This window comes from Tepidibacter aestuarii (genome assembly GCF_934924865.1).
GTDB lineage: Bacteria > Bacillota > Clostridia > Peptostreptococcales > Peptostreptococcaceae > Tepidibacter_A > Tepidibacter_A aestuarii.
The window spans coordinates 2,328,009-2,353,235 of record NZ_OW235315.1 but is presented as its reverse complement, the minus strand read 5'-3'; the positions used below and the strand labels follow the sequence as shown (position 1 = coordinate 2,353,235).

Here is a 25,227-nt window from a genome sequence, read left to right as displayed (position 1 = left end):
GGGATTTTATATGAGAGAAGCTGTAGTTGTCTCGGCAGTTAGAACACCTATAGGAAATTATGGAGGATCACTTAAGGATGTAGAAGCTAAGCAACTTGGAAGTTTGGTTATTAAAGAAGCTTTAAAAAGAGCTAATGTGAGTTCAAATTATGTAGATGAAGTTATATTTGGATGTGTTCTTCAAGGGGGTCTTGGTCAAAATATAGCTAGACAGTGTTCACTAGGTGCCGGTATGCCTGATAGTATTCCTGCAATGAGTATAAATAAGGTATGTGGATCAGGCCTTAGAAGTGTATCACTTGCTGCACAAACTATATTATCAGGAGATAATGATATTGTTGTAGTAGGTGGAGTTGAGAATATGTCAAAATCACCTTATTTACTCGAGAATGCTAGATGGGGATATAGAATGGGTGATGGAAATCTAAAGGATGTTATGATAAAAGATGGACTTTGGGATGCTTTTAATGACTATCATATGGGAATTACAGCTGAGAATTTGGCTGAAAAGTACTCTATAACTAGAGAAGAGCAGGATGAATTTGCAGTTAAATCTCAAAATAAGGCTGAAAAGGCACAGTTAGATGGAAAGTTTGATGATGAAATAGTTCCTGTTGTTATTCCTCAGAGAAAAAAAGACCCTATAGTATTTGATAAAGATGAGTTTATAAAGTATGGATCTAAACTAGAAAAATTACAAAAACTAAGACCTGCATTTAAAAAGGATGGAACGGTAACAGCGGCAAATGCATCTGGAATAAATGATGGTGCAGCAGCTCTTGTTATAATGAGTAAGGAAAAGTGTGAAGAGTTAGGGCTTGAACCTTTAGCAACTATAGTTAGTTATGCATCAAAAGGAGTAGACCCATCTATTATGGGAATAGGACCAGTTGATGCTGTCAAGAAAGCTCTTGATAAAGCTAACTTAAGTATTGATGATATGGATTTGATAGAAGCTAATGAAGCTTTTGCAGCACAGTCTATAGCAGTTGCAAAAGAATTAAATCTTGATATGAATAAGGTAAATGTAAATGGTGGAGCAATAGCACTAGGTCATCCAATAGGAGCATCTGGAGCTAGAATATTTGTGACATTACTTCATGAGATGAGAAGGAGAAATTGTGGTTATGGGCTTGCTACTTTGTGCATTGGTGGTGGAATGGGTACTGCTGTTGTAGTTAAAAGATAATTCTAAATGAGGGCTTTGATGTTGCTATACATCAGAGTCTTTTTTTGTTCTTAATCTCAAAATAATACACATTAAAATGACACTACTTCGTTAACATTTTAATGTGAATTATTTTGGAATGGTGTTTTTGCACTATAAAAGTTATTTCCAAAATTTATATATCATATTTTTCCTGCAAGTTGTAGATCAGGTTTTATTCCATTTTCACCAGGTTGCCAATTTGCTGGTGTACCTTCATTACTTTGAGAATTATATTGTATTGCTTTTAATGCTCGAATTGTTTCATCAATATTTCTACCTACAGTAGAAGGATAGACTTCCCATAGTTTTATTTTCCCATTGGGATCAATGATAAAAGTAGCTCTGTAGGATGATGCACTTTTATCGTCCAAAACACCATAGGATCTAGAAATATTAAGGGTTCTATCAGAAAGCAAAGGATACATTACTTTTTTTGCACTTGGAGAAACTTCATGAAATACTTTATGAGAATAAATACTATCTGTACTGATAGCTAAAACATCTGCTCCAAGCCCAGTGATTTCAGTATATTTATCAGCAACTGCTGCCAATTCTGTTGGTCAGACAAAAGTGAAGTCACTGCCATAAAAAAAGAGTATAAGCCATTGTCCTGCATAGTCTTTAAGGGAGATCTGTTTTTGGATTCCATTTACATACCCTTGTGCTGCAATAGGTGGTGCCAACATATCTAATGAAATTTGACTCATTATATCACTCCTATGAATTATATATCTTTTAATAGTCTTTCAAGGACAAAAGAATTATATACAATAGTAAATATGTTAAATTTTTGAATAAGGCAATATAGTAAGACGTTAAATGAAAATTAGCCTAACATTTTAATGTGCATTATTTTGTAAATTACATTTTGTATTTCATTACAAAAAATTCATATATTTCATGTATAATAATGATATAGAAAAAATTAGATACATTATGTCTATCATGGGAAGCTCGATTGAACTTGTTAAATAGATTGATTATAACAAATTACTTGGTGAAGGGGCAGATAATAATGTTTAAAAAGATAATAGATGAAGATATTGAATTGAAGATCTTAGAAGAGATACATACAAAAGAAGATTACTTATTGATTGATAAGAATAGAAATTATTTAAGACAATGGCTACCTTGGGTAGATAATACCAAGAGTTGTGAAGATGTCAATAAATTTATTAAATCATGTCTTGAGCAGTTTGCTAATAATGAAGGTTTTACAGCAGGTATATGGTATAGAGGTGAGTTTGCAGGTGTAATTGGATATCATGAACTGAATCGCTCACATAAAAAAGTGAATATTGGATATTGGTTAGGTTCTGAATTTACTGGTCTTGGCATAATGATAAGATCTTGTAAAGCTATGGTTGATTATGCTTTTTCAGAGTTGGGCTTACATAGAGTTGAGATAAGGTGTGCAGAAGGGAATGTAAAAAGTAGAGCAATACCAAAGCAATTGGGATTTAAGAATGAAGGAATACTAAGAGAAGTAGAATGGCTATATGATCATTATGTGAGTCATGTTGTTTATAGTATGTTAGATATTGAATGGAATATTACTAAGTAATTGATTTGAAGTTAATTGTTAGGAGGATTCTAAAGTAGAATTTATAAAATACTGTGGTTTTCCAATAATAATTCATGCGAATTTAGACATTAACGAATTTGAAGAACATGCTCATACGCTAGTAAAGGCAGCAAAATTACTTAATAACAAAGATTTAATAATTCATCTGATTTGTGAAAGTGAAATAATTGATTCAAATACAGTGATGAAACTTTCAGGTGAAATTAGAAAAGTAGTAAAAATATTTAAAGAGAATGGAATTAGGTTATAAATGCATTTTCAAAGAAATACTGCCTGATTTTGATGGAACAATTATATTAGAAATTGTCCAAAATGATAAATCAATAATCAATTCAAAGAGCAAAATATTAAATATTGTAGAATATTAAAAGAAAATATATATCTGTAAATAAAATATTAAAGTTAAGATATACTTTTTTTATTATAATAAAAATATAGAATAATTTGGTTAGAGTCGATATAGTATTTATATAAATGATAATCTATATTGGAAGGAGTTATATTAATGAATTCAACTCTGACATATATAAGTGGAAATAATTTGTTGATAAAGATTTTTTGGACTTTTTTAGCTCTTATAGCTATTATGTTAAGTATTAAAGTTATTAATCATATTCTTTATACTAATATTAATGATAAGAATAAGTATTATTTAGTTAGAAAAAGAGTTTATTATTTTTTTAGTTCTATTTTTGTTATTGTTTGTATATTTCTTTGGTCGAATTCTACAACTAGTTTAACAACCTATTTAGGGCTTGTATCAGCTGGTATTGCTATTGCTTTAAAAAATCTATTTTCAAATATTGCAGCATGGGTATTTATCATTATTAGAAAACCATTTAAAGTAAGCGATCGAATAAGTATAAATAAACAAAAAGGTGATGTTATTGATATAAGGGTGTTCCAATTTAGTTTAATGGAGGTATCATCATTTGAAAATGGGGAGCAGAGCACAGGGCGGATTATTATTATTCCAAATTATTATATTTTTTCACACTCATTAGTTAACTACAATAAAGGATTTAAATATATTTGGAATGAAATAAAGGTTCTTATTACTTTTGAAAGTGATTGGGAAAAGGCTAAAAAGATTTTAACAGATATAAGTAATAATCATTCTTTGCACTTATCTGATGAGGCCTCTAGAATGGTAGATAAAGCAAAGAAGGATTATATGATCCATTATAAAAAACTAACTCCGATTGTATATACAGATGTTAAAGAAAGTGGTATACAGTTAACTATAAGGTACCTGTGTCTACCACGTCAAATTCGTAATACCGTGAATGATATATGGGAAGATATTCTTCGTATCTTTGGAGAGGAAGAGGATATTCAATTAGCATATCCAACAACAAGAATTACTAATAATTAGAAATTTTAACCAATTCAAAAATGAAAACATATAAATTGTTTAAAAAAATAGACAGAAATTATTTGAATGCAGTAGTGAAATTAAAAAAGTAATAAAAATATTTAGATAAAATATGTTTCTTAGCTTGATGGATATGCGACTAAGTGGTAAATTTAATATATATTAAATTCTGTATAGAAGAGAATTATAAATTTTAAGGAGTGATTTCTGTGAAAGAAATAAAATATAATGAATTATCTAAAGAACTTTTAGATCAGCTTCAAAAGGGAGCATTTTTAAATGTTAAAGATAATGAAGGAAATGTAAATACAATGACAATAGCTTGGGGAAATATAGGCTTTATGTGGAATAAGCCTGTTTTTACTGCCATGGTAAGATATTCAAGACATACATATAAATTAATAGAAAATGCTAAAGATTTTTCTGTAAGCTTTCCAATAAAAAGTCAGTTAAAGGAAGCATTGAGTATATGTGGAACTAAATCAGGAAGAGATATAGATAAATTTAAAGAATGTAATATAAATGCAGTAGATAGCAAAAATATAAATTCGCCTATAATAGAAGAATGTGACCTTCACATTGAATGTAAAATAGTTTACAAACAGGAAATGGATCCTAAATGTATAATTGATAGTGAAATAAAAGAAAAAAAATATTCAAATGATGACTATCATGTATTATATTATGGGGAAATAGTAGGGACTTATATAAATGAATAATTACTATATAATTAGTTGAAAACTTAAATTCAATAGAATCAGTAGTGTCTGAATTAAATGATTCAAAAAAACTAGATGCGAATTAAAAAGCATGTAAGAAATAAATAAACTTTGACTATATAAAAAGAAGTGGAATTCTAATATTCCACTTCTTTTTGTATCTATAATATTGACGTAGATATAATATGAGTATATCCGATTGAGTTTATTAAACAATGATTGTAGAACAATATCCAAAGATGAGAATAAATTAAAATGGGAGATTTGATGTATACTAAATAAATAATATAAATCTAATTTATTGTTTATAGAGAATTTGAATGGTTTGATTAAGGGTATATTAACATATAGTTAAATATACAAATAAGGAGAGAGGACATATGAGTTTAAGTAGAAATGATAAATGTTGGTGTGGTAGTGAGCTAAAATATAAAAAGTGTCATATGGATTTTGATGAGAAATTAAAAAAATTAAAGCAACAAGGATATAGAGTCCCAACAAGAAAGATGATTAAGAGTAAAGAGCAAATTGAAGGTATAAGAAAAAGTGCTAAAATTAACAATGATCTCTTAGATACTATTAATAAGAATATTAGAGAGGGAATGAGTACAGAAGAAATAAATACATTAGCGCATGAGTACACAGTATCTCGTGGAGGAACACCAGCAGATCTTAATTATAATGGTTTTCCAAAGAGTATTTGTACATCAATTAACAATGAAGTGTGCCATGGCATACCTAGCAAAGATACAATTCTTAAAGAGGGAGACATCATAAATGTTGATGCAACAACTATGCTTAATGGATACTATTCAGATGCATCAAGAATGTTTGAAATTGGCAAGGTGAGTGACGAAGCTAGAAAAATTGTTGATGTAACCAAAGAGTGCTTATATAAAGGAATAGATGAGATTAAACCGTGGAAAACTTGCTTAGGGGATGTAGGAGCAGTTATTCAAGAACATGCAGAAAGTAATGGATACTCTGTAGTTAGGGAGTTTGGAGGGCATGGAGTTGGAATTGATATTCATGAAGAACCTTTTGTATATCATTTTGGAGAAAGAGGAACAGGTATGCTTTTAGTACCAGGTATGGTATTTACTATTGAACCTATGATAAATGGTGGAAGTAATAAAATAATTATAGATAAAAAGAACGGATGGACAGCATTTACAGCTGATGGAGCACTTTCAGCACAATGGGAACATACAATTCTTGTAACTGAAGATGGAATAGAGATAATATCCAAATAAAACGACGAACCGTATACAAATATTTACACTAAAGTATAAATTGAAAAATCGTAGAATTAATATTCAATTAAGACTATTGGAAGTATTTCATAATAAAAAAGTGTGTACCTTCCTTTCATGGAAAGTGTACACACTTTTTTTTATATTACCGTGTTAAGATAGCTCATTTTAAAGATTAATCTTCAACTTCTATTTCTACAATAATATTATTTACTACTTTTACTTCAACTTCTGAACCTACTTTTAAATCCTCAAATTCACCATCTTCATCATCAAATTCTATTTCTACATCTTCATCTACTTCGAAAGTTTTAGTATCTTCATCTATTTTAATAGTAAGCTTATTTACTTTTCCTTCGATTTTTTCTATTAATTTTCCTTCATATTCTTTGATTATAGATTCAGCATTTATTTCGATAATTTTTCCATCTTTTAATTCTACTTCTACTTCCATTCCTTCTTGTAATTCGTCTAATTTTACATTTTCTTCATCTAACTCAATATCTGCATCTTCGTCTATTTTAAAAGTTTTTTCAGTGTTATTTACTTTTATTTTTAGTTCATCTTTATCTACATTAACACTTAAAATAGTTCCTTTATATTCTTCTTCATTATAGTAAGCATATACCTTTACTACTTTTTCATCTTCTACTATAATTTTAACGTTCATTCCAACATATAAATCTTCAATATCTTCTTTTTCACCATCTATTTTTATAACTGTATTATTCTCTATTTCAAATAATTTTTCTTTATTGTCTACTTTTACAACAATCTCTTCATCTTTTAAGTCTAATTCAGTTATTCTTCCTTTGAAGATTTCTTTTGTTTCTACTTCATCTTTATCATCATCATCTTCGATTTCTTCATCATTTAACTTTTCATCTAAATTATCAATTAATTTAGCCATTTCTACTCTTTTGACAGATTGATTTGGTCTAAATGTATTATCTGGATATCCTGACATAATTTCTTTTTTATCAATTAAGTAGATATATCCTACATTTCCTATTTGAACTGCTGATGTATCTTTAAATCTAAGGTCTTCCTTCATATATTCCTGTGCTTCTTCTTCATATCCTAAAGCTCTTATAATATATTTAGCTACCTCTTGTCTTGTTGCAGGTGCAGTAAAATTATCCTGCCATATATCAACTTCATCAATTATTCCCTTATCAAGAGCCACTTCTATGTACCCTTTTCCCCAATCTTGCAATTTTTTTTCTAATTTATCATCTTTTTTACCTTTTTTTATTAAATTAAGGCATTCATTAGCTTCATCATCCCATCCCATTGTACGAATAATCATTGCTAATGATTCTATTTTAGTAACATTTTTAGAAGGAGCAAACTCATTGTCATTCATTCCTTTTATTATACCTTTTAAGTACATTCTTTCTATAGATCTTTGAGCCCACTCGTATTCACCAATATCTCTAAACTTTTTTGCTATTCCCGGTGGTAATCCTCCTTTTTTGGCTAATCCAGGTGGAATAAAACCATCTTTAGATTTAGCATAACTTGGTGTTAAAGTCATTGGAAGTACTAACATAACTGCCAATATAAAACTAACTATTTTTTTCATAATTTTACCTCCCTTATTTATTAATCTATTATACAATACGCATCATATATATTTTTTTAGTACCTTTATTTAAAAAAATTTTAAATTTTATTCATATTTGGGAAAAAATTGGAATGAATTTCATTTTATGTAAAGCAGATATATAGATAAATAAGAATGTAATTATAAGTTTAAATTTTAAAATCTTTTATAGTAATAGCATTTAGTTTTTCGGCAACCATTAGGATGTCGTTGACTATCAGAGCAATAAATATTTATGTCATGTGGCAGCTTTATATTAAGATATTTTTCAGCAAGATTACAACTTAAAGTTAATGAAGTACGCATAAAATTTTTACAGCAGCATGGACCTGTTTCATTAGCAATTGCATCAATTACTTGAGAAACAATATGCATAGTATCAGCAGTTTCTTTATCTTTAGGACATGCTGCACCTAGAATAACGCTAAAGCAAGCGCCTATAGCAGGGGCTATTCCACAAATACCTGTTAACCCACAATAAGCACCTATTGCTTGTTTTTTTGTACGAGTTAATGCTTCCTTAATTTGATTATCTGTAATTTTAATGCTTCCATGATTTCTTATAGCTGCTAAAAATGATCCTGCAGTAATCCAAGCATGCTCACAGCCTAACATAGGAATAGAGGATACATTTAATATTTTTTCTGCAATAATTAAAGGGTTAGATTCTTTTGAAGAAAAAGATAGTTTTTGGATTAAATCAAAAGCATCTTTGCCATGGCAATCATCACAAATATAATGATTATTAGGACAATAAACATATCCATTTTCTTTTTCGCCACATCTTATACATGTAAACTTCTTTCCAGTTTCTAGATATTCAAGCTTACTATTACAAATTAAACAGTTTTCTTTACTATGATCAAGGTATTCACTAATACCTTCTTTGTTAGGACCTCAACAAGCAGATGCATTTTTTAACTTTTCATTAGACATGATTTTCCTCCTTAAGCTTAGTTGAATAGCTTTACTTAAATTTAATTGACCAAAATTTCAACATATTTGTAATTTTATATCTATATCGTAACATAAATAGTAATTTATATAAATCGTTACTTATATATTAATAAATATATTAAAAGTTGAGTTGTGTTACAATAAAAATCTATTTAAATTACCAGGACCTTTTAGTATGTGGTAAAATTATTATTATAAAAATTTAAAAAGGAGAAAAACAATTAATGATAGATAAAACTCTAAAACAATCTTGTTGAGAAACTAAATTACAATCTATCAGTAAGATAGAACAAGATAACTTATGCCCTGTATGTAATAAAGTAGGTAATGGAGTAAAAAATATTACAGTAAATCATATTGTATCTGAAGATAAAAGAAAACAGGTTGGAGAAGAAAATTATTATTTATGTATGAATGAAGAATGTGAGGTTGTTTATTATAATCTAAAATTAGATGTTAGATTTAATAAAGATGATATGAATGTACCAATATGGTTTAAGAAATATGCTGACCCTAAGTATGTTTGCTATTGTAATAAAGTAACAGAAAAACAGGTGATATATTCAGTATTAAATGATGGAGCAAGAGAAATGAAAGATGTAATTAAATTGACAGGTGCTATGAAGAATGGGCAATGTGAGACTAAAAACCCTTTAGGTAAGTGCTGTCATTCTTTAGTGCAAGATGCAATAGATAAAGGTTTATCTATGATTGCTAATAAGTTGAACCCATAAAAACAACTATATACACTATACATTTACATGGCTTAAATAGAAGATGATTTAGTTAATCATCTTCTTTTTAAATTATATCATTTCTTTTTTCGTCAACACATACAGAAGAATAAATCCTACTATTATAAACGAAATCGTAAAAATAGCCTCATAAAGTAAACTCATCTTAATTCACCTCATTAAAAAATTTTTATTTAAGTATAGTATTCTCAAATAGTAGCAAAATAATATATGTAAGTTGAATTTTATACAGTTTTAGATTTCACACTTATTAGAAGAGATTAATATGCTTAATAAATTTATATAGGAGTTGGTTTAAATTGAAATTATATTTAGAAATCATTATTCAGACATTTTTAGCTTTTTTTGCGATATTGTTCATTACTAGGCTTTTAGGAAGACAACAGGTTGCTCAATTAACATTTTATGAATATATAAATGGTATAACTTTTGGTTCAATCGCTGCAACATTAGCTACTGATCTTGATAATAATACGATGCAGCATTTTACTGGGCTTATTTTATTTGGATTACTTACAGGAGTTTTTTCATTAATTTCACTGAAAAATAGAAGTTTTAGAAAAGTAACAGAAGGTGAACCTATATTAGTTATAGAGGATGGTAAAGTACTTGAAAATAATTTAAAGCGAATTCGATATAATATAGATGAAATTACTGTGCTTTTGAGACAAAATAATTGTTTATCGCCAGAAGATGTTGCTTATGGCATATTAGAAATGAATGGAAAACTAAGCGTTTTTAAAAAAACTGAGAAAAATACTGTGACATTGAAAGATTTAAATATAAAAGCAAAAGCTGAGTCTATTCCTACCGAAATCATTATAGGAGGTCAAGTTATATATGAAAATTTAAAGAAAAAAAATTTAAGTGGTAAAGATCTCATGAATAAACTCAGAGCTTATGGGGTAAAAAGGACTGAAGAAGTAATGTATGCAACGATAGATGAAAATGGAAAAATGTATGTTGATAAATATCATGATAAATTAAAAAATAATATTGATTTTAGTGAAGATAATAAAAGGGTATAAGGCTGAACTGCCGATTTGGTTAATTAAGAAAATTTCATAATTCGATTATACAAATAGAGGGATGCCTAATGGCTCCCTCTATTTGTATTAATTCAATAATATACAATAATGCTTAGAGCTTAGTAGTATATAAAAAAAATGTTGAAATATGTTTTAGGTGATGATATACTTTAGGTAAACGTTTTAGTAAAACGTTTACCTAAAGTGGAGGTAAAGTATAATGGGTATTACAATAAAAGACATTGCAAAACTGGCAGGTGTATCTACAACAACAGTATCAAAAATACTTAATAATAAAGATAAGGATATAAGTGATTCTACAAGAGAAAGAGTACTGAATTTAATTGAAGAACATAATTATAGACCTAATAAAATAGCTAAAAGTTTAGTTACCAAAAAAACAAATACTATAGGTCTTGTAATACCAGATATAAGAAACCCTTTCTTCCCTGAACTTGCAAGAGGAGCCGAAGATAAGGCTAATGAAAAAGGGTATAATATGATATTTTGCAATACAGATGATGATTCAGATAAAGAAGAAGAATATATTAATATGCTAGTTGAAAAAATGGTAGATGGAATAGTATTTACAGCAGCATCTGAAAGAGGAAAAGGTTTTCAAGGTAAGAAAAAATCAGTTGTTCCAATAGTCTTAGTTGATAGAGATGTAAATATAGACGGGATAATAGGAAAGGTTACTGTAGACAATTTTATGGGAGGATATGAAGGAACTAAACATTTACTACAATTAGGACATGAAAAAATACTATACTTATCAGGTCCATTAGAAAGTAAGACGGCATCGGATAGATTAAAAGGATACAAAAAAGCTTTAAGTGAGTTTGATGTAGAATTCAAAGAAGAGTATATAAGAGAAGGAAGTTACAAAAGTGAATGGGGATATAAAGTAATAAAGGATATAGGAACAGAGCTTGAATACACTAGTGTATTTTGTGGAAATGACTTGATTGCAATAGGAGCAATTAAAGCTTTAAAGGAAATGAAATTAGATGTTCCAAGTGATGTAAGTGTAGTAGGGTTTGATGATATATATATGTCAAATTTGATTGATCCAGAACTTACTACAATTAGACAACCTAATTATGAAATGGGATATAAAGCTATTGAGATACTTATAGATGCAATTGAAAATAAAGAAAAAAATATAAAACACATAGATTTGTCTACACAGCTTGTAGTTAGAAAATCTACTTCAAAGAGGTGAAAAGTATGAAAAAAATTACTGTAGTAGGAAGTTTAAATATGGATTTAGTTGTTAATGTAGAGAAAATGCCAAAAGTCGGACAAACAGTAATTGGATCAAATTTTAAAGAAGTTCCAGGAGGCAAAGGTGCAAATCAAGCTGTTGCCATGGCAAGACTAAATGGAAAAGTAAATATGATAGGAAAAGTTGGACAAGATGGATTCGGAAAAGAATTATTAAATTCTCTTAAAAAAGATAAAGTAAATGTAGAGTATGTAAAAGAAGAAAAAAATATATCATCAGGTGTTGCAATGATTACAGTTAATGAAGATGCAGATAACAGTATCGTAGTTGCTCCAGGTGCAAACTATGAACTTAAAGAAGATGATATAGATAATTGTATAGATGTAATAAAAGAATCAGATATAGTAGTAGTTCAACTTGAAGTACCAATAGATACAGTGAGATATACACTTCAAAAGTCGAAAAAGTTAAATAAATATACAATATTAAATCCAGCTCCAGCAGTTAAATTAGGAGATGAAATAATAAAAAATGTAGATCTATTAACTCCAAATGAAACAGAACTTGAAATATTAAGTGGAATTGAAATAAAAAAAGATGAAGATATATTAGATGCAGCAAAAGCACTGATGAATAAAGGAGTTAAAGAGCTTATAGTTACTCTAGGATCAAAAGGAGCTTTATATATAAACAAAGATATGAACAAGATGTATAAAGCATACAAAGTAAACGCAGTAGATACAACAGCAGCAGGAGATAGTTTTACAGGAGCAGTAGCAGTTTCTCTAGCAAATCAAGAAAATATAGATAAGGCTATAGATTTTGCATCAAAAGTTGGTGCACTTAGTGTAACAAAAGAAGGAGCACAAAGCTCATTACCATATTTAGAAGATGTTATAAACTTCAAAGGAGTGAATGACTAATGAAAAAAGGAAAACTTATCAACAGCGAAATATCTTATACCATATCTAAGATGGGACATACAGACATGCTAACTATTTGTGACAGTGGTCTTCCTATTCCACAAAATACTCAAAGAATAGATTTAGCTCTGAAAAATGGAATTCCTTCATTTTTAGATACATTAGACATAGTATTAGAAGAATTAAAAGTTGAAGAAATTATCGTAGCTTCTGAAATGGAAGAGGTAAGTCCTAAGTTATATGAAGAAATATTAAAGAGATTTAGTGATATAAAAATAGTAAAAGTAAAACATGAAGAATTTAAAAATATAACAAAAGATTCTATGGCTGTAGTTAGAACAGGAGAGTTTACACCATATGCTAACGTGATATTAAAATCTGGAGTAGTCTTTTAAGAGGTGAAAAATATGAAAAAACCAATTTTAGAGATGAGAGGCATAACTAAAGAATTTCCAGGTGTAAAGGCTTTAGACGGAGTTGATTTGAAGTTATACACTGGAGAAGTAATGGCATTACTTGGAGAAAATGGAGCAGGTAAATCAACATTAATGAAAATATTAAGTGGTGTATATAAGAAGAATGATGGTGAAATGTATTATGAAGGACAGAAAATAGAACTTAGAGGACCTAAAGATGCACAAGAAAAAGGAATAGCAATAATACATCAAGAGCTTAATTTAATTCCTCAGTTAACGATAGGTGAAAATATATTTCTAGGAAGAGAACCTTTAAATTCATTCGGGAAAATAGATTGGACAAAGCTTTATAAGGATGCTGAAGTACTTTTGAAGAAGTTAAGAGTAGATAAAAGTCCTAAGGAACTATTGGGGAACCTTAGTTTAGGACAACAGCAAATGGTTGAAATAGCAAAAGCTCTTTCTTTGAATGCAAGAATAATAATAATGGATGAGCCTACAGATGCTTTAACAGATAAAGAAACAGTAAGCTTGTTTAAAGTTATAAATGAACTTAAGAATGAAGACAAGGCAATCGTTTACATTTCTCACAGATTAAAGGAAATATTTGAAATATGTGATGATATCACTGTTTTAAGAGATGGAAAGTATATAGGTGAGGAAAAGGTTTCTAATTTGGATGAAGATAAAATAATTGAAATGATGGTAGGAAGAAAACTTACAGAACAGTTTCCAAAAGTACATGCTTCAACTGGAGAGACAGTATTGAAGGTTCGTAATCTTAGTAACCAATATGTAAAAGATATAAATTTCGAAGTCAAAAAAGGAGAAATACTTGGAATTTCAGGACTTATGGGAGCTGGAAGAACAGAACTTGCAAAAACTTTATATGGAGCGATAAGTAAAGATGCAGGTGACATTTTTATAAATGGTAAAAAGGTGAGTATAAATTCTCCAAAGGAAGGACTAAAAGAAGGAATAGCTTATGTATGTGAAGACAGAAAATCAGAAGGATTAATACTAGGACTTTCTGTAAAGGAAAATATGACTATATCTTCTTTAGATAAAATTTCAACTTTAGTGAGGATAGATAAAACTAAAGAAGGAAGCGATGTAAAAGATTATATAAATAAAATGTCTATAAAAACTCCAAGTATAGATCAAATAATTAAAAATCTAAGTGGAGGAAATCAACAAAAAGTAGCTATTGCAAAAGCTATTATGACACAACCAGAAGTTTTAATATTAGATGAACCTACTAGAGGAGTAGATGTAGGAGCTAAAAAGGAAATTTATGATCTTATAAATATATTAAAGAAACAAGGAAAAGCAATTATAATGATATCTTCAGAAATGCCTGAAATTTTAGGAATGAGTGATAGAATACTGGTACTTCATGAAGGTAAAATTACAGGAGAATTTAGTATGAATGATGCAACTCAAGAAAAGATAATGAAGAGTGCAGTAGGTGTAAAGGAGGCTTAATAATGAATAAAGAAAAACTTATGAAATTTAAATCCATAATAGGACTTATAGTGTTTTCTATAATAGTTTCCTTTTTGAGTCCTAGATTTTTAACAGTACCAAATATGCTAAATGTATTTAAACAAACATCCATAAATGCTGTTATTGCAGCTGGTATGACATTTGTAATACTAACTGGAGGAATAGATCTTTCTGTAGGTTCTATACTTGCATTTTCGGGAGCTATTTGTGCAAGTTTAATAGCTTCAGGCATGAATGTATTTTTAGCTATTATAATAGCACTTGCAGTAGGAGGAGGAGTAGGGGCATTAAGTGGATTAATTATAAGTAAAGGAAAAATTCAACCTTTCATTGCAACTCTTGCAATGATGACAATACTTAGAGGAGCTACTTTAGTTTTTACTGAGGGAAGACCTATAGGATTAGGAAATAGCAAAGGTGCTATGGCTTTTTCTAAATTAGGAGCAGGTCAATTATTAGGGATACCAGTACCTGTATATTTTATGATATTAGTATTTGCTATATGCTACTATATATTAACTCAAACAAGATTAGGTAGGTATGTATATGCAGTAGGTGGAAATGAAGAAGCTTCAAGATTGTCAGGACTTAATACTACTAAATTAAAGGTATGGGTTTATACAATAAGTGGAATATTAGCATCATTATCAGGGATTATAGTTACTTCAAGACTTTTTTCTGCTCAGCCAAATGCTGGTTCAGGATATGAACTAGATGCTATTGCTGCTGTAGTTTTAGGAGGAACAAGTCTTGCAGGAGGACAAGGAAGTATACTTGGAACAGTTATTGGGGCTTTGATTATAGGAATATTAAACAATTCACTTAACCTGCTTAACGTATCTTCTTATTATCAAATGATTGCAAAAGGTGCAGTGATATTAATAGCAGTACTTTTAGACAGAAAATCAAAATAGATATTATGGTGAATACCTTAATATAAAATTAAAGAGGGAGGAAATATAAATGAAAAAAATATTTTCAATTTTGCTTGTTGCTATTTTAACTTTAGGAATGCTTGCTGGATGTGGAAACCAACAAGAGGATACAGGACAAGAAGGTGGAAAGAAAATAGGATTAGTATTATCAACTCTTAACAATCCATTCTTTGTAACATTAAAAGATGGAGCTGAAGCTAAGGCTAAAGAATTAGGTTATGAACTTGTTGTACTTGATTCTCAAAATGACCCTGCTAAAGAAATTGCAAATATGGAAGATTTAACTACAAGAGGAGTATCTTTAATAATGATAAATCCTGTTGACTCAGATGCAGTAGTAAATGCTGTTCAAACTGCAAACAATGCTAATATTCCAGTTATAACATTAGATAGAGCTGCTAATGGTGGAGATGTTGTAACACATATAGCTTCTGATAATGTAGCTGGTGGAAAAATGGCAGGAGAATATATAGTAGAAAAATTAGGTGGAAAAGGTAAAATGGTTGAACTTGAAGGGATACCAGGAGCTTCTGCTACAAGAGATAGAGGAAAAGGTTTTAACGATGCTATAAATACTAGTGAAATAGAAGTAGTAGCAAAACAAGCTGCTGACTTTGATAGAACAAAAGGACTTTCAGTAATGGAAAATATGTTACAAGCTCAACCAGAGATAAAGGCAGTATTTGCACATAATGATGAAATGGCTCTAGGAGCTTTAAAAGCTATAGAGACAAGTGGAAAAGACATTATGGTTGTAGGATTTGATGCAACAGATGATGCTGTAGCAGCTGTAAAAGAAGGAAAAATGGCTGCGACAGTTGCTCAACAACCAGATCAAATAGGTTCTTTAGGTGTTGAGAATGCAGATAAAGTAATAAAAGGTGAGAGTGTAGAAAACTTCATACCTGTTGAATTAAAGTTAGTAACTGAATAATAATACTAAGAAAAGAAGGTGTTTAGCCTTCTTTTTTTTGTTTTTGTGTATTTACAAAATAAAAAGTGTAGTATATAATTGTTACTGTACTACATATAATAATACAGATAACACACATAATACAGATATAACGGAAGGAGGGTAATAATGTTTGAATTAGACTTAAGAAGCAGATTACCTATATATGAGCAACTAGTAGAGAAATTTAAAGAACTTATAATTAGTGAGGTTCTAAAAGTAGATGAAAAACTACCTTCAGTACGTACACTTTCAAAACAGCTTACAATTAATCCAAATACTATTCAAAAAGCATATAGAGAGTTAGAAAGACAAGGATATATATATTCTATAAAAGGGAAAGGAAGTTTTGTAATGTCATCAGCTCAAATTACAAATTCTGAAAAGTTAACAACTATAAAAAAGGAATTAGTTAAGAATTTATCTGAAGCTATTTATTTAGGAATTAATAAGGATGAAATTATAGATATGATTTCGGAAGCAGAGAATTTAGTTAAAGGAGGAGAAGAAAATGATTGTAGCAAAGAATGTAAGTAAATCTTTTGAAGGATTTGAAGCTTTGAAAGATGTTAGTTTAAGTGTAGAAAAAGGTTCGGTATACGGGTTAGTAGGTTCAAATGGAGCTGGAAAAACTACACTTCTAAAGCTTTTATCAGGTATTTATAAACAAGACAGTGGAGAAGTATACATAGATGATAATGAAGTATATGAAAATATAGATATAAAATCAGACATGATATTTATGCCTGATACTCTTTACTTCTTTTCTCAATATACAATAAAAGAAATGTCTAAATTCTATAAAAGAATTTATGCAAATTGGAATGAGGATAGATTTAAAAAATTAGAGCAAGTTTTTAATATAGATATTAATAAAAGAATAAATAGTTTATCTAAAGGTATGCAAAGACAAGTTGCATTTTGGCTTAGCTTATCTACAATGCCAAAGGTTATGATTCTAGATGAGCCAGTAGATGGGTTAGATCCTGTTATGAGAAAAAAAATAAAAAATTTAATTATTCAAGATGTAGCAGAAAGAGAAATGACAGTATTTATTTCTTCTCACAATCTTAGAGAACTTGAAGATATATGTGATCACATAGGAATACTTCACAAAGGAAGTATGATAATTCAAAAAGATTTAGATGATTTAAAATCTGATGTTCATAAAATACAAGTTGCTTTTGATGAAATACCAAAAGATATTTTGGATAATATAGATGTGCTTTATAAGGAAGAAAGAGGAAGTATTGTTTTATTAATTGTTAGGGGCAAAAGAGAAAATGCAATATCTACATTAGAAAAGTATGAACCAAAGATTTTAGATGTTTTACCACTAACATTAGAAGAAATATTTATTTACGAAATGGGGGGAATCGGGTATGAAATTGAAAACATCATTTTTTAATAGAGGAGTAATATTTAATGATATAAAAAGATTTTCTTGGGTAGGAGTAGTCTACTTATTAGGTCTATTACTTACTATACCAATGGGAATGCTTATGATAAATAGTGAAGTTGAAAATTATGGATACTATAGAGAAAATCCAATAAAAAGGATATTTGATTTTGAAACTGGGCAATCAATAATATTAATAGGGGTTATACCTATTATTCTAGGTATTCTATTATTTAGATATATGCATGTAAAAAAATCATCAGATATGATTCACTCTCTTCCTATAAAAAGAGGGAATTTATATAATAGCCATATCTTTGTAGGTATATTACTTTTAATAATTCCGGTAGTTATTACTACAATTGCTTGTGTTATATTGAATTCTACATTATCTTATAATGGGTATTATAAAGATATTGTATATACAGTAGATATTCTAAGATGGGGCGGAATAACTATAATTTTAAGTATATTAATTTTTATGTTTACAGTTCTTGTAGGAATGATTACAGGAATATCAGCTGCTCAAGGGGTATTAACGTACATATTTTTATTTTTACCAATAGGTTTAACTGGTTTAATAGTTTATAATACGGGAATTTTTATTTATGGATTTGATGGTGATTCGTACTTGAGGGGAGATTTATTCAAATTATCTCCATTAAGCATTGCGCCTTTAGTACCAAATGAAGATCTTATGAGTGTTAAAGCAATGTTAATATATATAGTAAGTTTTGTTATTATATATATTGTATCAAAAATTTTATATAATAAAAGAAATCTAGAATCAGCATCTCAGTCTATTGCTTTTAGAAGTTTTAAGCCTATATTCAAGTATGGAGTAACATTTTGTACTATGCTATTAGGTGGATTGTATTTTGCTGGATCAAGAAATAATATTCATTGGGTACTATGTTGGTATATTATTATGTCTGTAATAGGATATTTTACTGCAGAAATCATTATAAAAAAATCTTTAAGAGTATTTAAAAATGTAAAAGGATATTGTATATATGCTGGTATAATAATACTGCTTTTATTAGGAATGAAGTTTGATATTATTGGATATGAAAAATATGTTCCAGAATTAGGCAAAGTAGAAGGTATATACCTTGATAACAGTTTCTATAGATTAAATGATTCTGAAGAGAAAAGACTCTATTATGATGAAGATAATTGGAATAGTATTCAACAATTTCATAAGGAAATTATAAATAATAAAGATAAGAATTTAGACACAGACAATACAAATCAAGCTGTTGCTATTGCATATAAATTAAAAAGCGGAAGAGAAGTAAGAAGAAGATATTATATTTTAAAAGAAGATTATATTAAATATCTAAAGCCAATTTATGAGTCTAAAGAGTATAAAGAAATAAACAATAGAATTTTTGAGGCTAATTATTCAGATATTGAAAAAATAACAATTAGACCTGTAGAAAATAGCAATAAAGTAACTTCTATAACTGATCAAGAAGATATTAAGGAATGTTTAGCTATTTTAAAAGACGAAATAAGCAATCAAAAATATGAAGATATGACAGATAAGAAAGTAGATTGGGCAGATATAAATATTTCATTAATAGAAGATAAAAATAAAAAAGAAGATGATGAAGATTGGATAGAAGGTAAGTATGACAATAGCATAAATTTAAGATGGGATAAATCTTTTGTTAAATTTGAAAAATGGCTAGAAGAGAAAGGTTATATAAAGAATTCAAGAATTACTCCAGAGGAAATAGCTTATGCTACCGTTGAAATAAAGAAAGATAAAGATGATACACATATAGATCAGTATGATAGATATATGAACCATGATAATAAAAATATAAAGAGATTAGATATATTCGATAATGATAAAATAGAAATCTGTTTAAAAAATTATGAAAATGAGTATCATCGTTTAGATTCAAACGCAAAGTATATTATAGGGTTTTACTCAGAGGATAAAAATAATATAGCTTATGGAAGTTTTGATGAAGACAGCGCTCCTGATTTTATTAAAGAATTTTTTAAATAAAAAATTTGCGTTATGTTATTTAATATGTTCATATCCTCAACAGAGTTTTGAAACTCATTCTTTGAAATTTGCGTGGCTTAGATTAGTTTATAATTTCATGATAATTCAAAAATAGGGGCTGCCTCGAAATGGGAATTAATTTCTGTGGAGAGGCAGTTTTTATAAATAATTAAAAAAATATACAAATTATTCCAATTGCATTGTATTTCGTATATAATATTTGTGGAGATTGTATTAAAAAGAAAAAATAAAGGGGGACTTTTTATGAATAGAAAAAGCAAATTATTGACTTTTTTATTATCAATATTACCAGGACTGTCTTATGTATATCTTGATAATATACAAAGGGGAGCAGTATTTTTTGTAAGCTTAATTACTAATTTGTTTATAATGTTTTTTACAATTGAAATTTTAGGTATATATCAGGGGGAAGCATTAGTAATAATATTTCCTATCATATGGCTGATAGGTATGGTTGATAGTATGATTTTAGTTGATAAAATAAATAAAGGATATATTAATAATGTTGAGGACTATAATAAAGAATTTGCTCTAGAATGGGGAAGTAAGATTCCAAATAAACAAGTTATAGCCATGGCATTATCTATAATTCCAGGAGCAGGACATATGTATCTGAATTTAAAAGGACAAGGTATTCAGTTAATGGGAGCTTTTTTCTTACCATTTTTTCTTACTGATCTTTTGGAAATTAATTTTTTGATGTTTTTAGTACCTATGGTTTGGTTCTATAGCTTATTTGATGCTATGCATAAAGCATCAGAAGAAAATTTAAAAGATACAAATATTCCTATATTTAGTTCTTTAAAAGAAAATACATTTTTAATAAAAGATAAAAGTAAAATACTTGGGTATTTATTGATTACTATAGGCTGTATAGCAATATTTCAAAATATACTAGTGGATGGATTTGATGCTCTAATTAAGCATTTAGGTATTACAAAATATATAAGTATTTATGAAATAAAAAGATATCTAACAACAGGGATTGTAGGCATTATATTTATAATAGGAGGTATAAAGCTTCTTCATGGTAGTAAAAAATATAATCTAAATAAAGAGGGGGAAATATAATGCGAAGATGGAGAGTGGGAAACCTATCTTCAGGTGTAATGTTTATTATACTAGGGCTAGTTCTATTAACATCTTTATTAAAGGGAGTAGAAATAACTGAATACATATTTAAGTTTTGGCCTGTAGTTTTAATAATACTTGGATTTGAAATTATAGCTCATGTTTATTTTTCAAAGGAAGAACAATCAAAAGTAAAGTACGATATTTTAAGCATGTTTATGATTATATTAATAGGAATATTTAGCATAGGTGCATATACAATATCTTCACTTGATATAATGCCAAAGCTGTCAAGTTGTATAAATAGACAAGAATATAGTACTTTGATTAATGATAAAGAAATTAATATAGATAACAATATAAAAAAAGTGATAGTGGATTACCCAAGACACTATACATATGCAACATTGAATATAAAAGAGGGGGTTAAAAGTAAAATTATAGTTTCAGGAAAAGCAACAGTTTTAGCAAGTTCAAAAGAAAAATCAGAAAATATTATAAATAGTTCAAAAATAAAGTCAAGAGAAGTTGGAGATGATTTATATATAGAATTTGAAGATTTAGCAAAAGCTGAAAATTTAAATCCAGGAGTTACTAGAGTTGAATATACAATCTTTTTACCGGGAAATAAAAATATTGAAATAGAAGCAAATAATCAGAATATAGATATAAATGGAGATGCTGTGAAAAATAAGTGGGTTATAAAAAGACCTTTAGATGTAGATATAAATGTAGACTTAGATGATAATTTAGATATATTTGCAACAGTGGAAAATTCTAATGGATTAAAAGGAAATGTAGAGTGGAATAAAAATAATGATTTCCAGGATGAAGAATCAGATAGTAGATATACCAGAGGAAATGTTAAACTTAAAGAAGGGTTAAATAAAATTTATATAATGGAATGTGAAGAGGTTAAAGTAAATACTTTATATTAGGACTATATAAGAATATAGTCTTTTTTTGTTTTCTATCAATTATTTTTTATTCAGTACCTTGCAATATACAATACCATATAATATACTATATATAAACCAAATTTATACAGGAAAGGGAATAAACATGAATATTCAGTTTAAAAAAGGTGTTTTAGAATTATGTGTTCTAGTTTTACTCAGCAAAAATGATTGTTATGGATATGAATTAGTAGAAAAGATATCAAAATATATAAATATATCTGAAGGAACAATATATCCTTTATTAAGAAGGCTTCAAAAAGAAGGATATTTTACAAGCTATCTTAAGGAATCGACGGAAGGACCACCTAGAAAATATTATAAAATAACAGATGAAGGTAAAAAAATAAAAAATGAATTGATAAATGAATGGAATCATTTTGTTAAGGGAGTTAATAGTATTATAAATGAGGAGGATTTAAATGAATAAAAAGGAGTTTATAGATATTTTAAAAAATCAACTTTATGGATTACCTAAGGAAGACATAGATGAAATACTTTATGATTATGAAGAACACTTTAGTGTAGGTTTGGGAAGAGGAAAATCAGAAGATGAAATATCAAAAGAATTAGGCGATCCTAAAAAAATAGCTAAATCATACAAAGCCAATATTGTCATTGAAAACGCACAAAATAATCCAACGCCAACTAATATAGTAAAAGCAGTTATTGCTACAATAGCTCTTGGATTATTTAATTTGATTTTTGTTTTAGGGCCTTTTATAGGATTGGTAGGAATTTTAATAGGATTATTTGGGGCAGCCTTGGGAGTGACTTTTGGTGGAATAGGGATGTTTATTGGTGCACTATTTGGACCTTTATTTGGAGGGAATGTTAGTATTAATGCTAATCCTATAGGTGCTGCATTTATAGGTCTAGGAACAACTGCTTTAGGTATATTGTTTTTTATTTTTAATATTCATTTAATAAAGATTGCATATAAAGGTACTACAAAATATTTGAAATATAACATTGATATTATTAAAAAATAATTGGGAGGGAATTTTATGAGTATTAAAAAAATCATCACATACTTATTAGTTATAATGCTAATTTGTTATGGGATAGGGTTTACTATAATATCTTTGACTGGGGGATTTAAAGGTAACTTTAATATTTCATACAAAAATAAAGAAACATATAATAATCTAGATCAAGAGAAAATTGAAAAAATAGATACGATAAGTCAAATTTCTATTGATATTTTAGGTTGTGATATTAATATAATTCCTGAGGATAGAGAAGATGTTAAAGCTCATTTTTATGGAAATGCTACTGCAACGTTTAAGCCAGAACTTGAAACAAAAATAAATGGAAAAGAACTTCTAATATTTATAAAAAGACCAAAATCATATAGTATATTTAATTCTGATTTAAAGCTTGATGTTTCTGTTCCTAAAAATTACAAAGAAAATATAGATATAGATTCTTCTTCTGGAAATATAAAGATCCAAAATGAATTAACATTAAATAATCTTTTTATAGATGTTAGTTCAGCAAACGTGAGTTTAAAAGATCTAAATATTAAAAATTTAAAATACGACAGTTCTTCAGGATCATTAATAGGAGAAAGTATAGTTACAGATTCTACATTTATAGATGTATCTTCAGGATCTGTAGAGCTAAATAATTTTACAGGGGATTTAAAAGGTGACTCATCTTCTGGAACAATAGAAGTAGATTATAATATATTCGATAATAATATTGAATTAGATACTTCTTCAGGAAATGTAAATATAGGACTACCAGATGATTCTAAATTTTATTTAGATGCTGAGTGTTCTAGTGGAAATATAGAATGTGATTTTCCTATAGTCGTAAGAGGTAAGCATGAAGATAATACTTTAAGAGGAACTGTTGGAAATGATAAAAACAAAATAAAAATAGATACTTCATCAGGAAATATAACTATACTAAAAAATTAAATAGGAGTGATTTGATTTGAAAAAAATATTCGTTATAGGGATTATTTTGATGTTTTCTTTCTCTGTACTAATAGGTTGTGAATCTAGTGAAGATAAGAGTGTAAATAGTACAAAAAAGATAAATATTGAAAAATTAATAGAATATAGAGATTCTTATGTTGGAGATAATAGCGCCGTAGGTGGTATTTTATATAACTTACCTGGGAATATGTATGTAAAACAGTTTTCATTACAAACAAATAATACACCATATAGTATAAAAGTAGATTATGGATTAGATAAAAATTCAAATTTAAAAAAAGAAGATTTTAATAAGTTTTGGGATAGTGAAAGTGTCAAAAATATATTTTTAAATAATGCTACTACATTATTTATATTAGTTAAGAATGTAGACGAAGTTGAGTTCAATCTTGATACTCCAAATAAACAATCGTTTAGTATAACAAGAAAAGAACTTGAAACTTTCTACGGAAAAGATTTGAGAGAATATAGCAATGATATTTCAGTTTGGAAAAAAGAAATTATAGATTCGAGTGAAAAAAAAGAAGATTTATTTAAAAATCATAGTATAATTACAGCTGAATAGAAAAAATTAAATTGGTTATTTTGCCATGGAATCTATGAACTTTGTAATAAGGTACTGATGTATATATATCAATACCTTATTTTGTTATATAAGAAATCATTTTTATAAGTTCGGAGTATTGTTTACAAATATTATCAAAAAAGTTATAATGAAGAAGATTTGCCGGGAGGGGATTTAAAGTATGGAAAAAGTATATCAAACTGAAAATTTAGTACTTAAAGTTTTAAATAAAACTCATGCAGAGTTGGTTTTAGATTATTATTTGAGAAATAAAGAGTTTTTAAAAGAATGGGAGCCTATAAAAAGTGATGGGTTTTATACAGTAGAGTGTCATCAGCAACAATTAGAAAAAGAATCAATTAATGTAAAAAATAAAGATTCTCTTAGACTATGGATTTTTAAAAAAGACGATGATAAAAGGATAATAGGTTGTATTGCATTTACCAATATTGTTATGGGGGCTTTTTTATCATGTTATCTTGGATATAAGCTTGATAAAGATGAAATAAATAAATGATATATAAGTGAAGCTATAAAAAAAGGTATAGATATTATTTTCAATCAATATAAACTACATAGAATTGAAGCAAACATTATGCCCAAAAATAAAGCATCTTTAAGAGTGGTTGAAAAATTAGGGTTTTATAATGAGGGGTTAGCATTAAAATATTTAAAGATAAATGGAAAATGGGAAGACCATATACATATGGTTTTGCTAAATGACAAATTATAGCAATTAAAAACAAAAAAATGGATTGTCATAAAATAAGAAATATATTATACAAACATGTTTCTTTAATA

27 protein-coding genes are annotated in these 25,227 nt (G+C 28.2%); 24 read left to right on the top strand and 3 right to left on the bottom strand.

The window, feature by feature from the left end:
* Nucleotides 1-10 precede the first annotated feature (10 nt).
* On the top strand, nt 11-1,189 hold the full coding sequence (locus tag M2214_RS11645; RefSeq protein WP_248478246.1) for an acetyl-CoA C-acetyltransferase: 1,179 nt from the start codon (nt 11-13) through the stop codon (nt 1,187-1,189).
* Nucleotides 1,190-1,350: 161 nt separating this feature from the next.
* On the opposite strand, the gene M2214_RS11640 is transcribed toward M2214_RS11645, so the two are convergent.
* Nucleotides 1,351-1,896, bottom strand: coding sequence for a peroxiredoxin (locus M2214_RS11640; protein ID WP_248484844.1), 546 nt, complete (start codon nt 1,894-1,896; stop codon nt 1,351-1,353).
* A gap of 329 nt (nt 1,897-2,225) precedes the next feature.
* Here M2214_RS11640 and M2214_RS11635 point away from each other — a divergent pair, with 329 nt between their 5' ends.
* The 4 genes from M2214_RS11635 to M2214_RS11620 all read left to right on the top strand — a co-directional run bounded on the left by M2214_RS11635 (nt 2,226) and on the right by M2214_RS11620 (nt 6,142).
* Nucleotides 2,226-2,774 carry a GNAT family N-acetyltransferase gene (locus M2214_RS11635; RefSeq protein WP_248478228.1) on the top strand — a complete coding sequence of 183 codons (549 nt, stop codon included), beginning with the start codon at nt 2,226-2,228 and terminating at the stop codon, nt 2,772-2,774.
* A 526-nt stretch (nt 2,775-3,300) separates the two neighbouring features.
* Entirely contained in the window at nt 3,301-4,170 is an 870-nt protein-coding gene (locus M2214_RS11630; protein WP_248478221.1) for a mechanosensitive ion channel family protein, read from the top strand.
* Between the two features lie 209 nt (nt 4,171-4,379).
* Entirely contained in the window at nt 4,380-4,889 is a 510-nt protein-coding gene (locus M2214_RS11625) for a flavin reductase family protein (RefSeq protein WP_248478219.1), read from the top strand.
* A 380-nt stretch (nt 4,890-5,269) separates the two neighbouring features.
* Nucleotides 5,270-6,142 (top strand): methionyl aminopeptidase, encoded by an 873-nt coding sequence (locus tag M2214_RS11620; RefSeq protein WP_248478217.1) that lies wholly within the window; start codon nt 5,270-5,272, stop codon nt 6,140-6,142.
* 175 nt (nt 6,143-6,317) lie between these two features.
* Here the strand turns inward: M2214_RS11620 and M2214_RS11615 are convergent, their stop codons facing one another.
* Both M2214_RS11615 and M2214_RS11610 read right to left on the bottom strand, forming a co-directional pair.
* Entirely contained in the window at nt 6,318-7,727 is a 1,410-nt protein-coding gene (locus M2214_RS11615; RefSeq protein WP_248478209.1) for an S-layer homology domain-containing protein, read from the bottom strand.
* Nucleotides 7,728-7,904: 177 nt separating this feature from the next.
* A complete protein-coding gene (locus M2214_RS11610; protein WP_408648292.1) occupies nt 7,905-8,684 on the bottom strand; it encodes a DUF5714 domain-containing protein in 780 nt (259 codons plus the stop codon).
* Nucleotides 8,685-8,929: 245 nt separating this feature from the next.
* On the opposite strand from M2214_RS11610, the gene M2214_RS11605 reads away from it, so the two are divergent.
* From M2214_RS11605 to M2214_RS18325, 19 genes are all read left to right on the top strand, one after another.
* Nucleotides 8,930-9,439 (top strand): Csac_0668 family 2Fe-2S cluster-binding (seleno)protein, encoded by a 510-nt coding sequence (locus tag M2214_RS11605; protein ID WP_326521596.1) that lies wholly within the window; start codon nt 8,930-8,932, stop codon nt 9,437-9,439.
* 320 nt (nt 9,440-9,759) lie between these two features.
* On the top strand, nt 9,760-10,488 hold the full coding sequence (locus M2214_RS11600; protein WP_248478207.1) for a YetF domain-containing protein: 729 nt from the start codon (nt 9,760-9,762) through the stop codon (nt 10,486-10,488).
* 220 nt (nt 10,489-10,708) lie between these two features.
* Nucleotides 10,709-11,713: a LacI family DNA-binding transcriptional regulator gene (locus M2214_RS11595; RefSeq protein WP_248478205.1), complete on the top strand. Its 1,005-nt coding sequence runs from the start codon at nt 10,709-10,711 to the stop codon at nt 11,711-11,713.
* Between the two features lie 5 nt (nt 11,714-11,718).
* Complete coding sequence (rbsK, locus tag M2214_RS11590; RefSeq protein ID WP_248478203.1) at nt 11,719-12,639, top strand: ribokinase; 921 nt, start codon at nt 11,719-11,721, stop codon at nt 12,637-12,639.
* The gene (gene rbsD / locus M2214_RS11585) at nt 12,639-13,034 is read left to right on the top strand and encodes a D-ribose pyranase (protein WP_248478201.1); all 396 of its coding nucleotides are present in this window, start codon (nt 12,639-12,641) and stop codon (nt 13,032-13,034) included. Before rbsK ends, rbsD begins: the two co-directional genes overlap by 1 nt.
* Nucleotides 13,035-13,046: 12 nt before the next feature.
* The gene (gene rbsA / locus M2214_RS11580; RefSeq protein ID WP_248478199.1) at nt 13,047-14,540 is read left to right on the top strand and encodes a ribose ABC transporter ATP-binding protein RbsA; all 1,494 of its coding nucleotides are present in this window, start codon (nt 13,047-13,049) and stop codon (nt 14,538-14,540) included.
* Nucleotides 14,541-14,542: 2 nt separating this feature from the next.
* Nucleotides 14,543-15,475 carry a ribose ABC transporter permease gene (gene rbsC, locus M2214_RS11575; protein ID WP_248478197.1) on the top strand — a complete coding sequence of 311 codons (933 nt, stop codon included), beginning with the start codon at nt 14,543-14,545 and terminating at the stop codon, nt 15,473-15,475.
* Nucleotides 15,476-15,524: 49 nt separating this feature from the next.
* Nucleotides 15,525-16,430 carry a ribose ABC transporter substrate-binding protein RbsB gene (rbsB, locus tag M2214_RS11570; protein ID WP_248478194.1) on the top strand — a complete coding sequence of 302 codons (906 nt, stop codon included), beginning with the start codon at nt 15,525-15,527 and terminating at the stop codon, nt 16,428-16,430.
* A gap of 147 nt (nt 16,431-16,577) precedes the next feature.
* A complete protein-coding gene (locus M2214_RS11565) occupies nt 16,578-16,985 on the top strand; it encodes a GntR family transcriptional regulator (RefSeq protein ID WP_248478193.1) in 408 nt (135 codons plus the stop codon).
* On the top strand, nt 16,960-17,856 hold the full coding sequence (locus M2214_RS11560) for an ABC transporter ATP-binding protein (protein ID WP_248478184.1): 897 nt from the start codon (nt 16,960-16,962) through the stop codon (nt 17,854-17,856). Before M2214_RS11565 ends, M2214_RS11560 begins: the two co-directional genes overlap by 26 nt.
* Nucleotides 17,831-19,867, top strand: coding sequence for a DUF6449 domain-containing protein (locus M2214_RS11555; RefSeq protein WP_248478182.1), 2,037 nt, complete (start codon nt 17,831-17,833; stop codon nt 19,865-19,867). Before M2214_RS11560 ends, M2214_RS11555 begins: the two co-directional genes overlap by 26 nt.
* Before the next feature lie 264 nt (nt 19,868-20,131).
* Nucleotides 20,132-20,959 carry an NADPH-dependent FMN reductase family protein gene (locus tag M2214_RS11550; protein ID WP_248478181.1) on the top strand — a complete coding sequence of 276 codons (828 nt, stop codon included), beginning with the start codon at nt 20,132-20,134 and terminating at the stop codon, nt 20,957-20,959.
* On the top strand, nt 20,959-21,897 hold the full coding sequence (locus tag M2214_RS11545) for a LiaF transmembrane domain-containing protein (protein WP_248478179.1): 939 nt from the start codon (nt 20,959-20,961) through the stop codon (nt 21,895-21,897). The genes M2214_RS11550 and M2214_RS11545 overlap by 1 nt, the downstream gene beginning before the upstream one ends.
* Before the next feature lie 124 nt (nt 21,898-22,021).
* Entirely contained in the window at nt 22,022-22,345 is a 324-nt protein-coding gene (locus tag M2214_RS11540) for a PadR family transcriptional regulator (protein WP_248478176.1), read from the top strand.
* Nucleotides 22,338-22,907: an HAAS signaling domain-containing protein gene (locus M2214_RS11535; RefSeq protein WP_248478174.1), complete on the top strand. Its 570-nt coding sequence runs from the start codon at nt 22,338-22,340 to the stop codon at nt 22,905-22,907. Before M2214_RS11540 ends, M2214_RS11535 begins: the two co-directional genes overlap by 8 nt.
* 15 nt (nt 22,908-22,922) lie before the next feature.
* Nucleotides 22,923-23,840, top strand: a complete 918-nt coding sequence (locus tag M2214_RS11530) for a DUF4097 family beta strand repeat-containing protein (protein ID WP_248478172.1) — start codon at nt 22,923-22,925, stop codon at nt 23,838-23,840.
* A 16-nt stretch (nt 23,841-23,856) separates the two neighbouring features.
* Nucleotides 23,857-24,426, top strand: coding sequence for a DUF4825 domain-containing protein (locus tag M2214_RS11525; protein WP_248478162.1), 570 nt, complete (start codon nt 23,857-23,859; stop codon nt 24,424-24,426).
* A gap of 181 nt (nt 24,427-24,607) precedes the next feature.
* On the top strand, nt 24,608-24,943 hold the full coding sequence (locus M2214_RS18330) for a GNAT family protein (RefSeq protein WP_330651492.1): 336 nt from the start codon (nt 24,608-24,610) through the stop codon (nt 24,941-24,943).
* A gap of 3 nt (nt 24,944-24,946) precedes the next feature.
* Entirely contained in the window at nt 24,947-25,159 is a 213-nt protein-coding gene (locus M2214_RS18325) for a GNAT family N-acetyltransferase (protein WP_330651588.1), read from the top strand.
* Nucleotides 25,160-25,227: the final 68 nt, after the last annotated feature.